The 15,130-nt window shown below is 72.2% G+C and carries 14 protein-coding genes; 6 read left to right on the plus strand and 8 right to left on the minus strand.

All coding sequences use genetic code 11. The annotated features are described in order from the left end of the window. The first annotated feature begins 237 nt into the window (after nucleotides 1–237). From ACZ4Z2_RS31755 to ACZ4Z2_RS31765, 3 genes are all read left to right on the plus strand, one after another. Entirely contained in the window at nucleotides 238–930 is a 693-nt protein-coding gene (locus tag ACZ4Z2_RS31755; RefSeq protein ID WP_468080729.1) for an SDR family NAD(P)-dependent oxidoreductase, read from the plus strand. After that, complete coding sequence (locus tag ACZ4Z2_RS31760; RefSeq protein ID WP_468080730.1) at nucleotides 930–2,015, plus strand: S-adenosylmethionine:tRNA ribosyltransferase-isomerase; 1,086 nt, start codon at nucleotides 930–932, stop codon at nucleotides 2,013–2,015. Before ACZ4Z2_RS31755 ends, ACZ4Z2_RS31760 begins: the two co-directional genes overlap by 1 nt. Before the next feature lie 298 nt (nucleotides 2,016–2,313). Continuing rightward, nucleotides 2,314–2,982 (plus strand): transglycosylase SLT domain-containing protein, encoded by a 669-nt coding sequence (locus tag ACZ4Z2_RS31765; RefSeq protein WP_468080731.1) that lies wholly within the window; start codon nucleotides 2,314–2,316, stop codon nucleotides 2,980–2,982. Between the two features lie 84 nt (nucleotides 2,983–3,066). Here ACZ4Z2_RS31765 and ACZ4Z2_RS31770 read toward each other — a convergent pair whose 3' ends face one another. Then, nucleotides 3,067–5,583: an ABC transporter ATP-binding protein/permease gene (locus tag ACZ4Z2_RS31770; RefSeq protein WP_468080732.1), complete on the minus strand. Its 2,517-nt coding sequence runs from the start codon at nucleotides 5,581–5,583 to the stop codon at nucleotides 3,067–3,069. Between the two features lie 241 nt (nucleotides 5,584–5,824). Between ACZ4Z2_RS31770 and ACZ4Z2_RS31775 the strand changes: the two genes are divergently transcribed. Further along, a complete protein-coding gene (locus ACZ4Z2_RS31775; RefSeq protein ID WP_468080733.1) occupies nucleotides 5,825–7,858 on the plus strand; it encodes a streptophobe family protein in 2,034 nt (677 codons plus the stop codon). 379 nt (nucleotides 7,859–8,237) lie between these two features. Next, nucleotides 8,238–9,449, plus strand: coding sequence for a phosphoserine phosphatase SerB (serB, locus tag ACZ4Z2_RS31780; protein WP_468080735.1), 1,212 nt, complete (start codon nucleotides 8,238–8,240; stop codon nucleotides 9,447–9,449). A gap of 128 nt (nucleotides 9,450–9,577) precedes the next feature. Here serB and ACZ4Z2_RS31785 read toward each other — a convergent pair whose 3' ends face one another. The 4 genes from ACZ4Z2_RS31785 to ACZ4Z2_RS31800 all read right to left on the minus strand — a co-directional run bounded on the left by ACZ4Z2_RS31785 (nucleotide 9,578) and on the right by ACZ4Z2_RS31800 (nucleotide 12,216). Continuing rightward, the gene (locus ACZ4Z2_RS31785) at nucleotides 9,578–10,096 is read right to left on the minus strand and encodes a SixA phosphatase family protein (RefSeq protein WP_468080736.1); all 519 of its coding nucleotides are present in this window, start codon (nucleotides 10,094–10,096) and stop codon (nucleotides 9,578–9,580) included. 97 nt (nucleotides 10,097–10,193) lie between these two features. Then, nucleotides 10,194–10,418, minus strand: coding sequence for a hypothetical protein (locus ACZ4Z2_RS31790; RefSeq protein WP_468080737.1), 225 nt, complete (start codon nucleotides 10,416–10,418; stop codon nucleotides 10,194–10,196). Between the two features lie 268 nt (nucleotides 10,419–10,686). Next, entirely contained in the window at nucleotides 10,687–10,803 is a 117-nt protein-coding gene (locus ACZ4Z2_RS31795; protein ID WP_099968646.1) for an SGM_5486 family transporter-associated protein, read from the minus strand. Between the two features lie 96 nt (nucleotides 10,804–10,899). Beyond that, on the minus strand, nucleotides 10,900–12,216 hold the full coding sequence (locus tag ACZ4Z2_RS31800) for a CynX/NimT family MFS transporter (protein WP_468080739.1): 1,317 nt from the start codon (nucleotides 12,214–12,216) through the stop codon (nucleotides 10,900–10,902). Nucleotides 12,217–12,310: 94 nt separating this feature from the next. On the opposite strand from ACZ4Z2_RS31800, the gene ACZ4Z2_RS31805 reads away from it, so the two are divergent. Further along, complete coding sequence (locus ACZ4Z2_RS31805; protein WP_468080741.1) at nucleotides 12,311–12,976, plus strand: FadR/GntR family transcriptional regulator; 666 nt, start codon at nucleotides 12,311–12,313, stop codon at nucleotides 12,974–12,976. Between the two features lie 48 nt (nucleotides 12,977–13,024). On the opposite strand, the gene ACZ4Z2_RS31810 is transcribed toward ACZ4Z2_RS31805, so the two are convergent. From ACZ4Z2_RS31810 to fabG, 3 genes are all read right to left on the minus strand, one after another. Then, nucleotides 13,025–13,432: a hypothetical protein gene (locus ACZ4Z2_RS31810; protein ID WP_468080742.1), complete on the minus strand. Its 408-nt coding sequence runs from the start codon at nucleotides 13,430–13,432 to the stop codon at nucleotides 13,025–13,027. 159 nt (nucleotides 13,433–13,591) lie between these two features. Continuing rightward, nucleotides 13,592–14,359, minus strand: a complete 768-nt coding sequence (gene fabI / locus ACZ4Z2_RS31815; RefSeq protein ID WP_159766574.1) for an enoyl-ACP reductase FabI — start codon at nucleotides 14,357–14,359, stop codon at nucleotides 13,592–13,594. A gap of 5 nt (nucleotides 14,360–14,364) precedes the next feature. Continuing rightward, nucleotides 14,365–15,084, minus strand: a complete 720-nt coding sequence (fabG, locus tag ACZ4Z2_RS31820; RefSeq protein WP_468080743.1) for a 3-oxoacyl-[acyl-carrier-protein] reductase — start codon at nucleotides 15,082–15,084, stop codon at nucleotides 14,365–14,367. Nucleotides 15,085–15,130: the final 46 nt, after the last annotated feature.

Here is a 15,130-nt window from a genome sequence, read left to right on the forward strand (position 1 = left end):
CGCCGCGATCTGGCACAACTTCCAGACAGGCCAGGCGGTCAGCCGCTCACTGACCGCCTACGACCACTAAACGTGTTCGGAAAGACTCGTCTAGGGCCGGGGGCCCCGCCGGGTGACCTAGGGCGAAGGGCCTTGGTGGGTTGCGGCCCATGGACGAGGCGGTGGGGTGGGCCGGGTTCCTACGTTGAGATCACCGCCGACCGCAGCGGGAGGCGGCGACGACGAGGGGACGATGTCATGCCGGTGGCGATCATCACGGGGGCTTCCAAGGGCCTGGGACGGGCGCTGGGGGAAGCGCTGGCGGAGCGGGGCTGGGACCTGGTGCTCGACGCGCGGACCGAGGAGGTCCTGCGGGGGACGGCGAAGGAGCTGGCGGCGTACGGGACGCGGGTCGAGGCGCTTCCGGGGGATGTGACGGACGCGGCGCACCGGTCGGCGCTGGTCGCGGCGGCCCGTGCGCTGGGCGGGCTCGACCTGCTGGTGAACAACGCGAGTGCGCTGGGCGCCGAGCCGCTGGTCCGGCTGGAGGAGCTGGCCCTGGACGGGCTGCGGCGGGCCCTGGAGGTCAATGTGGTCGCGGCGCTGGGGCTGGTCCAGGAGGCGCTGCCGCTGTTGCGGGCGTCGGGCGCGGGTGCGGTGATCGACGTCAGCTCGGACGCTGCGGCGGAGGCGTACGGGACGTGGGGCGGGTACGGGGCGTCGAAGGCGGCGCTGGACCAGCTGTCGGCGGTGCTGGCCGTGGAGGAGCCGGGGCTGCGGGTGTGGGCGGTCGATCCCGGGGACATGGGCACCGATCTGTACGCGGCGGCCGTGCCGGACGACGACGATCCGCGGCCGCGTCCGGAGAGTGTGGTGCCGGCGTTCCTGCGGCTGATCGAGGGGCGGCCGGCCAGCGGCCGTTACGGGGCGCCGTCCCTGCTGGAGGCGTGATGACGACGGCCCTGAAGGTGCCGGGTGACCGGCTGGCGCGGGTGCCGGTCGAGCAGCGCGGGCCGGGGCTCGACCGGGACTCCGTCCGGTTGCTGGTGTCGCGCGGTACGGAGGTGTCGCACCACGCGTTCGTGGAGCTGCCCCTGCTGCTGCGGGCCGGGGACCTGCTGGTGGTGAACACGTCGCAGACGTTGGCGGCGGCCGTCGACGGGATGCTCGGGCACACGCGCGTGGTGGTGCACTTCTCGACGCGGGGCGATGACGGGCGGTGGGCCGTCGAGCTGCGGGATCCGGACGGCAGGGGCACCACACGCCCGCGCGCGGGCGGTCCCGCGGGGACCGGGGTGCGGCTTCCGGGGGGCGCGGGGCTGGTTCTGGAGGAGCCGCTGAGCGAGCGGGGCGAGCGGTTGTGGTGGGCGCGGGTGTCCTCGCCGGACGTGCTGGGGCTGCTGCGGGAGCACGGGCGGCCCATTCGGTACTCCTACACGGAGCGGGACCAGCCCTTGTCGGTGTACCAGACGGTGTTCGCCCTGCCGTCCGAGGACGGGGCGGGCAGCGCGGAGATGCCGAGTGCCGCGCGGCCGTTCACCGCGCGGCTGGTGGCGGAGCTGGTGAGCCGGGGCGTGCAGTTCGCGCCGGTGACCCTGCACACGGGGGTCGCGTCGGCGGAAGCGCACGAGCCGCCGTACCCGGAGCGGTTCGCGGTGCCGGCGGCGTCGGCGCGGCTGATCAACGCCGTGCGGGCGGGCGACGGGCGGGTGATCGCCGTGGGAACGACGGCGGTGCGGGCCGTGGAGTCCGCTGCCGGTGCCGACGGTGTCGTGCGTCCGGGTGGGGGGTGGACGGATCTGGTGGTGACCCCGGAGCGGGGGGTTCGGGTGGTCGACGGGCTGGTGACCGGGCTGCACGAGCCGGAGGCGTCGCATCTGCTGATGCTGGAGGCGGTGGCGGGGCGGGCGGCGGTGGAGCGTGCGTACGAGGAGGCGATGGCGGGGCACTACCTGTGGCACGAGTTCGGCGACGTGCATCTCATCCTGCCCTCGGAGGCACCTCACCGTGCGCATTGCGGCAGCAACCGCACGTAAGGGCGGGGCCTCGGCGATGTGAGGACGGGCATAGGGCGCACATCACGTACGAAGCTCCCTAGGAGATGGATACGCCCGGTTTGAACGGGACAGACGTGCTGTTCTGTCCCGTTTTGCCGCTTCCGCGTCCACTAAGCGGCATCGTACGTCACACCTTTGCCACCCGATTTTGCGGCCGCTAAGAATTGCTTCAGTCGCTCGGCGCCGTGGGTTTCCGCCCACGGCGCTTGTGCTGGAAAGCAGTTGTCCCCACCCGGCCGAGAGCGACCTCCGCGCTACTCGAAGAGGTCCATCACTCATGTCGCTGAACGCCAAGAACCCCGGTAACCGTCCCGTGCTGTCCAAGGCCCACAAGCTCTCGTTCGCCTCAGTGGCCGCCGTCGGCGCCGCCGCTGTCGCGTTCTCGCTGGTGCCGGCCGAGGCACAGACCGCCACGAAGACGGTTTCCGCGGCGCCGGTGGCGTTCAGCCAGAGCCCGGCCCAGACCGTCAAGGCGAGCGTCGTCGACCAGGCGGCCGACGCGCAGAAGAAGGCCGCCCTGGTCGCCGCGCAGAAGAAGGCCGCGCAGGAGCGGGCGAAGAAGGAGGCCGCGAGCCGGGCCGCCAAGCGCGCCGTCCAGGTCAAGGCCGCCGCCCCCAAGACGTACCCGAACAACCTCGACGGCTGGATCCGCGAGGCGCTCGACATCATGAAGAAGCACAAGATCCCGGGCACCTACCACGGTCTGCACAAGAACATCATGCGGGAGTCCTCGGGCAACCCGAACGCCATCAACAACTGGGACATCAACGCCAAGAACGGCGTCCCGTCGATCGGTCTGCTCCAGGTCATCAAGCCGACCTTCGACGCGTACCACGTCCCGGGCACCGCCTGGAGCCAGTACGACCCGGTCGCCAACCTCACGGCCGCCGCGAACTACGCCGCCGACCGCTACGGGTCGATCGACAACGTCAACAGCGCTTACTGAGGTCGGCGCGGACCCCGGTGAAGCGTCGAAGGGCGGCACCCCCTGGTGGGGTGCCGCCCTTCGGCGTGGGTGCCGGTTTCTCGGTTACTTCCGCATGACCTCGGGCTCGTGGCGGCGCAGGAAGCGGGCCACGAGGAAGCCGCAGACGACGCCGATCAGGACCAGGGCGACCATGTCGAAGGCGTAGACGCCGGCCGTGTGGTCCCACAGCGGGTCCGTGTCGCCGGCCTCCTTGGGCGGGCTGATGTTGTTGAAGTCCAGCGTGGCGCCGGCGGCGGCGACCGCCCAGCGCGACGGCATCAGGTACGAGAACTCGTTGACGCCGGGGCTGCCGTGCAGGGCGAAGAGGCAGCCGGTGAAGACGACCTGGACGATCGCGAACATGACCAGCAGCGGCATGGTCTTCTCGGCGGTCTTCACCAGCGAGGAGATGACCAGGCCGAACATCATCGACGTGAAGCCGAGGCCCATGATCGGGATGGAGAGTTCGAGCATCACGGCGACCTTGCCCTCGCCGAGGATCAGGGCCTCGTCGGGGATGGTCCGGCTGGCGAAGCCGATCGCGCCGACCATGGCGCCCTGGAGCACGGTGACCGTACCGAGGACGATCACCTTCGACATCAGGTACGCCGAGCGCGACAGGCCGGTCGCCCGCTCCCGCTCGTAGATCACCCGTTCCTTGATCAGCTCACGGACGGAGTTGGCGGCTCCCGCGAAGCACGCGCCGACCGCGAGGATCAGCAGCACGGTGGTGGCGGTGCCGTTCGGGATGGGCAGGTTGGTCGCCGGGTTCACCTTCCTGACCAGCAGGTCCTTGTCCGGGTCGATGAGCAGGCTCACCGCGCCGAGGACGGCCGGCAGGATCACCGTCAGCGCCAGGAAGCCCTTGTCCGACACGATCACCGCGAGGTAGCGGCGGACGAGGGTGCCGAGCTGGGAGAACCAGCTCTGCGGCTTCGGCGGGCGCATCGACTGCGGCGGCGGCATGTGCACCGACTGCGGGGCGACGGCGTCGATGTCCGCGGCGTACATCTGGTAGTGCTGCGAGCCCTTCCAGCGGCCCGCCCAGTCGTAGTCGCGGTAGTTCTCGAAGGCGGAGAAGACGTCGGCCCAGGTGTCGTAGCCGAAGAAGTTCAGGGCCTCCTCGGGCGGGCCGAAGTACGCCACCGAACCGCCGGGGGCCATCACCAGGAGCTTGTCGCAGATCGCCAGCTCGGCGACGGAGTGGGTGACGACCAGGACCGTACGCCCGTCGTCGGCGAGGCCGCGCAGCAGCTGCATGACGTCGCGGTCCATGCCCGGGTCGAGGCCGGAGGTCGGCTCGTCCAGGAAGATCAGCGACGGCTTGGTCAGCAGCTCCAGGGCGACCGACACACGCTTGCGCTGGCCGCCGGAGAGGGACGTGACCTTCTTGTCCTTGTGGATGTCGAGCTTCAGCTCGCGCAGCACCTCGTCGATGCGGGCCTCGCGCTCGCCGGCCGTGGTGTCGGCCGGGAAGCGGAGCTTGGCCGCGTACTTGAGGGCCTTCTTGACGGTCAGCTCCTTGTGCAGGATGTCGTCCTGCGGGACCAGACCGATGCGCTGACGCAGCTCGGCGAACTGCTTGTACAGGTTCCGGTTGTCGTAGAGGACGTCGCCCTGGTTGGCGGGGCGGTAGCCCGTGAGCGCCTTGAGCAGCGTCGACTTGCCGGAGCCCGAGGGGCCGATGACCGCGATGAGCGACTTCTCCGGGACGCCGAAGGAGACGTCCTTGAGGATCTGCTTGCCGCCGTCGACGGTGACCGTCAGATGCCGGGCGGAGAAGGAGACCTCACCGGTGTCGACGAACTCCTCGAGGCGGTCCCCGATGATGCGGAACGTCGAGTGGCCGACGCCGACGATGTCGTTCGGGCCGAGGAGTGCCGTGCCGCCCTTGGCGATCGGCATACCGTTGACGAACGTGCCGTTGTGGGACCCGAGGTCGCGGATCTCGAAGCGGCCGTCGGGCGTCGCGTGGAACTCGGCGTGGTTCCTGGAGACCTGGAGGTCGGAGACGACCAGGTCGTTCTCCAGGGCACGGCCGATGCGCATCACACGGCCGAGGGCCAGCTGGTGGAACGTGGTCGGGCTGCGGTCGCCGTACACCGGCGGCGCCCCCGCGCCACCACCGGAGCCCTGCTGCGGATGGCCCTGCTGATGCGGGACCTGGGGCTGCTGCGGCTGCTGCCAGCCCGCCTGCGGCACCTGCTGCTGCGGCGCCTGCTGGGCGGCGTATCCGGCGCTCGCGCCCTGCGCCGCGTACGGCTGCTGGGGCTGCGCCACCGAGGCGGCCGTACCGGAGAGGCTGACTCTCGGGCCGTCGGTCGCGTTGCCCAGGTGCACGGCCGAGCCGGGGCCGATCTCCAACTGGTGGATCCGCTGGCCCTGCACGAATGTGCCGTTGGTGCTGCCGTGGTCCTCGATCACCCAACTACGGCCGCTGAAGCTGATCGTGGCGTGGCGCCAGGAGACCCTGGCGTCGTCGAACACGATATCCCCCTGCGGATCCCGTCCGAGGGTGTATGTCCTGGACGGATCGAGCGTCCAGGTTTGTCCGTTCAATTCCAGTACGAGTTCCGGCACTCCATGCCCCACTGAGTTGTCCCCCGAGTTACCCCCATCACAGGGAGTCTAGGGATGTCGAACATCGGGGGGAACTATTTCAGGCTCGACCCCTTGACCGAAAGTCGGGCCTTGTGAAGAGACCGTACGCGGGCGCCCACCGGTCCCGTTGACGGGGTGGAAACCGGGCCGGAGAGTGGTAATCCCACGTGAGGGGGACATCAGCGGTGCAACGCCGCGATGCGGATCGGGGGGTCCGACCATGAGCAACCGGAGTGCCGGCCATGGCAGGAGCGTGCGGTGGGGGGACGTCCTGTTCTCCGCGATCGCCGCGGTGAGCTGGTCGTTGATCGGGATGGCGGGCACGGCGGCGCTCGGTCTGCGCCTGCTGGAGGCCGACTCCGCGGGTGAACTCGGGCCGATGACCGCGGCGGTCGTGGCCCTCGGGGCGGGTGGGTCGGTGACACCGTCGGGTGATGTGTCCGTCTTCGGCCTGGAAGGAGCGCAGGTCACGACCGCCATCGACATCACGCCACTGGGTGTGAGTCTCGTGGGCGCGCTCCTGTTGTCGGGCTTCTTCCTGCGGTCGCTGCGCGGCGCGGGAGTTGACGTCGTTCCGGGTGAACTCCTCGCGCGGGTGGGCGCGGTGGTCGTGCTCTTCATGGCGCTGATGGGCGGACTGGCCTGGGCAGGCAGCGCCGTCGTCACCCTGGACGGCGGCGATCTGGGCTTAGACGAACTGCCCGGGGGCGGTGACCTCGACGCCATCGAGATCCCCGGGCTCGGCGACGTCGGAGACATCGGCGGCGGCCTGCTCCCGGAGCGGCTCGGCGACCTCGCCGACGCCAACGCCCAGGTGGGCTTCACCGTCGACGCGGCGCCCACGGTGCTGGGCGGTCTGCTGTGGTGCCTCGGAGTGCTCCTGGTCGCCCTGCTGGCCTCGCGCCGCACTCCCCTGCCGCGCGGGCTCGACGCCGTGCACCGGGTGGTACGGCCCGCCGTGTCCGCGCTGGTCACCGTGCTGCTGGTGGCGGTCGCGGCGGGCCTCGCGGCGGCGGCGTACGCGGCGACCGGCGATCCCCACCCGAGGCGGATCGCGGGCGCGGCGCTGCTCGGAGCGCCCAACGGCGTCTGGCTCGGCGTCCCCGTCGGCCTGTTCGTGCCCTGGGACGGCAGCGCCACGGGGGCGCTGGCGAACCTGCTGCCCGACCCGCTCGACGCACTGCTGCGCGTGGACGCCAGCGAACCCGTCACCCTCGCCCGGCTGGCCGAACTGGACAGCCGGGTATGGCTGTTGGGGGTGGCGGCAACGCTGATGACGCTGTACGCGGGCGTGTTGACCGCCGTGCGTACGCCGTTCGCCGGGCAGGTGTCTCCGCCGACCGCCGGGGGTCCGGTGGGTGCGGGTGTACGGGGCGGGGGTGCGCTCGGGTTCGCGGGGCACTGCGCACTTCGGCTGGGGGTCGCCACGGCGGTGGCACTTCCCCTCCTTGTCCTGCTGACGGAGGTGTCGGTGGACGCCTCGCTGGCCGTGTTCGGCATCGACGCGTTCGACGCGGGCATCGAGCTGCGCGGGCGGGCGGCCATGGCTCTCGCGCTGGGCGCGGTGTGGGGGGCGGGCGCGGGGGCCGTGGGGGCGCTGCTGGCGTGCGCCACCGGGGCGGCGGGGCGACGGGTCGCGCCCCTGGCGCTCGGGACCGGGTACGCGGGGTCGGCACCGGCCGCCGGGCCCTCCGTCCCGGCCCCCTCCCCCTCGGGCCCGTACACGCCGGGTACGCCGTACCGGCCGCCGAACCCGGACACCAATCCCTATCTGCGGCTGCCCGACGGGCTGCTGCGACCGGGGCAGGTCGTGGAGCGGGGGGACCGGCGGGGGGCGCGGAACGCCGGCGCCCAAGGGCCGGGTGAGTACGGGCGGGAGGCCGCGGGCCCGGCCGGGGACGACCGGGGGGCGGGGAGCGGTGGGCCGGGCCCAGAAGGTCGACGGCCGCCCGATGTGTACGGCGCGCCCACGGTGGCGAGGCGGTTCACACCGCCGCCCCGCCGGCCCGGGGCGGGGCCCCGGCCGGGGTCGGGATCGGGATCGGGGTCCGGGTCGGGGGCAGGTGGGGGGTCGGGGGCTGGATCGGGGGCGGGAGCCGGTGCGGGATCGGGAGCGGGAGCCGGTGCGGGATCGGGCGTGTGGCCGGCTCCGCCTCCGCCACCGGACGACGGGCCGGCTCCGCCTCCGCCACCGGGCGACGGGCCGCCTCCGCCTCCGCCGCCCCCACCGGCGGCCGGGCCGCGAGGACGCTGAGGGACTCGATGCGGGGGCAACGCGGGGCTGGCGCGAGTCGGGGGCGGGTGCGGGGCTGGTGCGAGGTCCGGGGCCGGGGCGAGGTCCGGGGCCGATGCGAGGGCTGGTGCGAGGTCCGGGGCCGATGCGAGGGCCGGGGCCGATGCGAGGGCCGGGGCCGGCGCGAGGGCCGGGGCCGGCGCGAGGGCCGGGGCGAGGTCCGGGGCGGGGAGCGTCTCCGCGGGGTGGTCAGAGGGCGTGGATCGGGGGATTCCGGTGTCGCCCCGGCGCTTCGCGCACGATCCGGGTGGCCTTCAGCCACTCGTAACGCAGTGTTCTCCGTCCGCTGGGCGGACCTCAGGGGCGGAGGGCGCCGGGTGCCGGATACGGTTGGAGCATCATGAGCGCTTCGCAGACCTCCTCTGACGTCCCCACTCTCCTCGTCAAGATCTTCGGCAAGGACAGGCCGGGCATCACCGCCGGGTTGTTCGACACTCTTGCCGCGTACTCCGTCGACGTGGTCGACATCGAGCAGGTCGTCACCCGTGGCCGGATCGTGCTGTGCGCCCTGGTGACCGTGCCGCCGGCCGGGCAGGAGGGTGATCTGCGGGCCACCGTCCACGGCTGGGCGGAGTCCATGAAGATGCAGGCTGAGATCATCTCGGGCCTGGGCGACAACCGGCCCCGTGGTCTCGGCCGCTCGCACGTCACCGTGCTGGGGCATCCGCTGACCGCCGAGTCGACGGCCCGGATCGCCGCGCGGATCACGGCGACCGGCGGCAACATCGACCGTATCTTCCGGCTCGCCAAGTACCCGGTGACGGCGGTGGAGTTCGCCGTGTCCGGCACCGAGCCCGAGACGCTCCGCACGGCGCTGGTGACCGAGTCGGTGGCGCTCGGCGTGGACGTGGCCGTGGTCGCGGCGGGACTGCACCGGCGGGCCCAGCGGCTGGTGGTCATGGACGTGGACTCCACGCTCATCCAGGACGAGGTGATCGAGCTCTTCGCGGCGCACGCCGGGTGCGAGCAGCAGGTCGCCGAGGTGACGGCGGCCGCGATGCGCGGGGAACTGGACTTCGAGCAGTCGCTGCACGCGCGCGTGGCACTGCTGGAGGGGCTCGACGCGTCGGTGGTGGACAAGGTGCGCAGCGAGGTGCGGCTCACCCCTGGGGCGCGCACGCTGATCCGCACGCTGAAGCGGCTCGGTTTCCAGGTCGGTGTCGTCTCGGGTGGCTTCACCCAGGTCACGGACGACCTGAAGGACCGGCTGGGCCTGGACTTCGCGCAGGCCAACACGTTGGAGATCGTCGACGGCAAGCTGACCGGCAGGGTCGTCGGGGAGATCGTGGACCGGGCGGGCAAGGCGCGGCTGCTGCGCCGGTTCGCCGCCGAGGCGGGGGTGCCGCTGGCCCAGACCGTGGCGATCGGCGACGGCGCGAACGACCTCGACATGCTGAACGCGGCCGGGCTGGGCGTCGCCTTCAACGCCAAGCCGGTCGTACGGGAGGCCGCGCACACCGCGGTGAACTTCCCCTTCCTCGACACCGTGCTCTACCTCCTCGGCGTCACGCGGGAAGAGGTCGAGGCGGCGGACACGCACGACGAGCGGTGAACACGAGCGGGGCGTGAGGGTGAGGGTGAGCGACCGCGTGTGACGACGTGCGAAGGCCCGGCAGCACGGTGCTGCCGGGCCTTCGTCGTGCCCGTGTGGCGTCCGGCGTGCGCCCGAGCCCTGGGTGGCTACTCCGTCGGCGCCCAGTAGTCGACGAGGGTGCCGACGCCCGGCTCCAGGCTCTTCCAGGAGCCCTCGAAGGTGATCACGGCGTAGGCGGCGGCCGGGAAGTCGCGGCGGCTCATGCGCTCGCGGGCGTCGCCCTCCGCCTGCCCGGCGAGGATCTCGGCGAGGGCCTGCACGCCGGGGTTGTGGCCGACCAGGAGGACGTTCTGCGCGTCGTCCGGGGTCTCGTTGAGCAGGGCGATCAGCTCGCCGGGAGACGCCTCGTAGATCCGCTCCTCGTAGACCGTTTTCGGTCGCTCGGGCAGCTCGTGGACGGCCAGCTTCCAGGTCTCGCGGGTCCGGACGGCGGTGGAGCAGAGGGCAAGGTCGAAGGAGATGCCGCTGTCGGCGAGCTTGCGTCCGGCGACGGCGGCGTCCATACGGCCCCGGTCGGCGAGCGGCCGCTCGTGGTCGGACACCTGTGGCCAGTCGGCCTTCGCATGCCGGAAGAGGACAATCCTGCGGGATTCTGCGACGCTCATGGGTCCCAGCTTCGCACGAAACAGGCCATGGGGCGCAGGGAGTTGAAGTGCGGATATCCGCGACCGGTGTCCGCGCCCGCGGGGGCTCGGCCGGCCGTCACGGGACGAGGGCCGTCAGGGCCCGCTGTATCCGCTCGAAGACATGGGCGAGCAGGGGGTCGCCGCTCGCGGCGTGGGCGTCGGCGGGGTTGAGGATCAGCAGCAGGAGGGTGGCGAAGCCGAGGGCGGGCAGGGCGAGGGCCCACCAGGGGAGCCGGATGTCCACGCCGCCCGTGGGGGCGGGGGCCGCCGGGTGGGGTCGGGTGTGCGTACGGGCCGACATGCCGCCTCCGTGGTCTTCGCGTCGTCGGTGGCCGCTCCTCCGTAGGGTCCTCGCGAGTCCCCCGCGGCCACTCTTCGAAGCTACGGAATCCGGGCGGCGCAACCCATCCGGTGATCCACCCACTTCACCCTGAGACTCACCCCCTAGGGGATGGGGGGTCAGCCCCACCATGGACGGGGGGTCAGCCCCACCATGGGGGTGGGCGCGACACGGCCGGCGCCGAGCGGTCAGCCGCTCGGGGCCACCGCAGGTCGGCGTCCGTGCGGCGTCACGGGGAGGCGATCGCCGCGATGATGCCGATGACGATGAAGATGGCGAGGAACGAGCCGAAGACCACGAGCATCTTCTTCTGGCCGTTCTGGGGGTTCGGGTCGAGCACGGGCATGGGCCCAGTCTCGCACCCCGCGCCACCGCGCCGGCCCCGGGGTCGGCCTTCCACCCCGCTCAGCGCGCCGCCCCCGGGGTCGGCCTCCCACCCCGCTCAGCGCGCCGTCGCGGCCGTCTCGTCCTCGACCATGCGGTCGCGGCCCGCCAGGGCGCCCACGGCGATCTGCGGGACCATCAGGGCCGCCATGAGGGCCAGGGGCAGGCCCCAGCCGCCGCTGTGCTGGTAGAGGACGCCGACGAGGAGCGGGCCGGGGATCGAGATCAGGTAACCGGTGCTCTGCGCGAACGCGGACAGCCTGGCGACGCCCTCACCGGTCCGGGCCCGCATGCCGACCAGGGTGAGCGCGAGCGGGAAGGAGCAGTTGGAGACGCCGAGCAGCAGCGCCCACGCCCAGGCGCCGTCGGCCGGGGCGAGGTACAGACCACCGTACGAGAGGAGCCCGCACAGGCCCAGGGCGACGGCGATGGGCCCCTGGTGGGGCAGCCGGGTGGCGAGCCGGGGGATCACGAAGGCCAGCGGTACGCCCATCACCATCGTCACGGCGAGCAGCAGGCCGGCCGTGTCCGCGGGGACGCCGGCGTCCCGGAAGATCTGCGGCATCCACCCCATCGTGATGTACGCGGCGGTGGCCTGGAGCCCGAAGAACACGGCGAGCGCCCAGGCGGTACGGCTGCGGGTGACGCGCGACGCGGTCGCGTCCTTGCGCGCGGGACCGGCGTCGAGAGCCGTGTCCCGGCGGGCGGGGTGCCGCTCGGCGGTCTCGCCTCCCCGCGCGCCGCGCCCCCGTACGAGCGGCAGCCAGGGCAGTACCGCCGCCGCCGCGAGGGCCGACCAGGCGGTGAGGCCGGTCCGCCAGCTGCCGCCGAGCGCCTCGGTCAGCGGGACGGTCACGGCCGCGGCGGCCGAGGTGCCGAGGGCGAGGGCCATGGAGTACAGGCCGGTCATGGAGCCCACCCGGTCGGGGAACCAGCTCTTGACGATGACCGGCATGAGGACGTTGCTGACGGCGATGCCCATCAGGGCGAGGGCGGTCGCGGCCACGAACCCCGCGGTGGTGCCGGTGCGGGGCCGGACCAGCAGGCCGGTGGCGATCGCGGCCATGCCGGCGCAGACCACGGCGGCGGGGCCGAAGCGGCGGGCCAGCCGTGGCGCGAGGCTCCCGAACACGGCGAAGCAGAGGGGCGGTACGGAGGTGAGGAGTCCGGCGACGCTGCCGCTCATACCGAGTCCGTCGCGCACCTCTGCGAGGAGGGCGCCGAGGCTGGTGATGGCGGGCCGGAGGTTCAGGGCGGTGAGCACGATGCCCAGGACCATCAGCCGCTTCGTCCACGCGCGCGTGCCCGGTGACCCGGTCCTCGGGCCGGGGGCGCGGGTCACGGGCCTCGTCCTCAGGGTTTCCTCGCTCGCCATGCCCTACATCATAGAATCATAGGATGATTGGTTGTCGAGGTGGTTGCCGAGGGGTCGGCTCCGCCCTCCGCCCCGGACCGTGCGAAGGTGTGCCATGCCCCTGAGTCATCCCCGCCGTTCGGCGCTGTCCGAGCAGGTCATCGCGGCTCTGCGGAACCAGATCACCTCGGGCGAGTGGCCGGTCGGCTCACGCATCCCGACCGAGCCCGAGCTGGTCGAGCAACTGGGCGTCGCCCGGAACACCGTCCGTGAGGCCGTCCGCGCCCTCGCGCACAACGGCCTGCTGGACATCCGCCAGGGCTCCGGCACCTTCGTCGTCGCGACGAGCGAGCTGGCGGGGGTCATGCACCGCCGCTTCGCCGACGCCGACCCCCGGCACATCGCCGAGCTGCGCTCCGCCCTGGAGTCGAGCGCCGCGAAGCTGGCCGCCGAGCGGCGCACCGAGAAGGACCTGAAGCAGCTGGACGCGCTCCTCGCGCACCGTGAGGCGGCCTGGGAGTCCGGGGACGCGGAATCCTTCGTGGCGGCCGACGCGACCTTCCACCTGGCGGTCGTGGCCGCCTCCCACAACGACGTCGTCACGGCCGTCTACGCGGATTTGGGCGAGGTCCTGCGGGACTGGCTGCGCGACGACGTCGGCGCGGAGCTGACGCCGGAGACGTACATGGACCACGCCCGGCTCGTGGAGGCGATCCGCGCGGGTGACGCGGACTCCGCGGCGGCGGAGGCGGCCGGTTATCCGTTCCACTGCCGGCCGTGAGGAGCCTCAGCCCTCGGTCGTCCTACCGTGAGGAGCCTCGGCCGAGTCTCAGTCGTCCGGCGGTGAGGAGTCCTGGTCGTCCGGCCGCTGGTGGGTGAACCACACGGCGCGGACCTCCTTCCAGCAGCGCCCGGTGAACCGCACCGTCTGCGCGGGACCCGTCTCGACGGGCGCGCCGTCGCTGTCGATGTCCCACCAGCGCGCGCACTCGATGTGCAGGCGGACCCGGTCGGGGTCCGGGTAGGGGTTGTAGCAGTACCCGATCACCTGGGAGCCGATGACCGTGCTGCGGCAGGCCGCCCCGAACGGTTCGGGACGGTCGGCCGTCACGCGCGCGTGCCGTGAACCGGCTGCCTTCCCGGTCTCCACGCGTGCGTACGGGATCGCTTCGTACGGAAGGGACAGTACGAGAGCCAGGGCGACGGCCACGGGGGCGAAGCTGCGGGACAGACGCACAAGGGAGACCTCCTCGGCCGAGCGGCTGGGCGGTGTACGTCCAGCGTGCGCGGCACCCGGCCCGGGCGGCCCGTCGGATGGGCCGAACGGGGGATGCGCGAAGGGCCCGTGTCCGGGGGGACACGGGCCCTCGACCCGACCGTCAGGCCGCGGGTGGCGTCACGCGCCGATCGCGTGCAGCCCGCCGTCGACGTGGATGATCTCGCCGGTGGTCTTCGGGAACCAGTCGCTGAGCAGGGCGACGACACCGCGGCCGGCCGGCTCGGGGTCCTTGAGGTCCCACTCCAGCGGCGAGCGGTGGTCCCACACGGAGGCCAGCTCGCCGAAGCCCGGGATGGACTTGGCGGCCATGGAGCCGATGGGGCCGGCGGAGATGAGGTTGCAGCGGATGTTCTGCTTGCCCAGGTCGCGGGCCATGTAGCGGCTGGTGGCCTCCAGGGCGGCCTTGGCCGGGCCCATCCAGTCGTACTGCGGCCAGGCGTACTGCGCGTCGAAGGTGAGGCCGACGACCGAGCCGCCGTTCTGCATCAGCGGCAGGCAGGCCATGGTCAGCGACTTCAGGGAGTACGCCGAGACGTGCATGGCGGTCGCGACGGACTCGAACGGCGTGTTGAGGAAGTTGCCGCCGAGCGCGTCCTGCGGGGCGAAGCCGATGGAGTGCACGACGCCGTCGAGGCCGCCGAGCTCCTCACCGACGACGTCGGCCAGGCGCCCGAGGTGCTCCTCGTTGGTGACGTCGAGCTCGATGACCTTGGTGGGCTTCGGGAGCTTCTTGGCGATGCGCTCGGTCAGCGTGGGCCGGGGGAAGGCGGTGAGAATGATCTCCGCGCCCTGCTCCTGGGCCAGCTTGGCGGTGTGGAAGGCGATGGAGGACTCCATCAGCACACCGGTGATCAGGACGCGCTTGCCCTCGAGGATTCCGCTCATGGTGATCAGTGACCCATTCCCAGTCCGCCGTCTACGGGGATGACGGCTCCAGTGATGTACGAGGCGTCGTCCGAGGCGAGGAACCGCACCGTCGCGGCGATCTCCTCGGGCTGCGCGTACCGGCCGAGCGGCACCTGCGAGACGATGCCCGCGCGCTGCTCGTCGGTGAGGACCTTGGTCATGTCGGTGTCGACGAAACCGGGCGCGACGACGTTGAAGGTGATGTCGCGCGAGCCCAGCTCACGGGCGAGGGACCGCGCGAAGCCGACCAGGGCGGCCTTGGAGGCGGCGTAGTTGGCCTGGCCGGGCGAGCCGTAGAGGCCCACGACCGACGAGATCAGCACGACGCGGCCCTTCTTGGCGCGCAGCATGCCGCGGTTGGCTCGCTTGACGACACGGAAGGTGCCGGTGAGGTTGGTGTCGATGACCGAGGTGAAGTCCTCCTCGGACATCCGCATCAGGAGCTGGTCCTTGGTGACACCGGCGTTCGCGACGAGAACCTGGACCGGACCGTGCTCGGTCTCGATCTCCTTGTAGGCCTGCTCCACCTGCTCCGAGTCGGTGATGTCGCACTTGACCGCGAGGCAGCCCAGCTCCGCGAGGGCGGCCGGCGGCTCCCCCGAGCGGTATGTGTAGGCGACCTTGTCGCCGTTCTCGGCGAACGCGCGGGCGATGGCGAGGCCGATGCCCCGGTTGCCTCCGGTGACGAGAACCGAGCGGCTCAACGGATCACCCTTTCCATAGCGGTCTGCACACCTGCCCGAATGCCTG

The sequence above is a fragment of the Streptomyces sp. NPDC030183 genome (assembly GCF_055573455.1).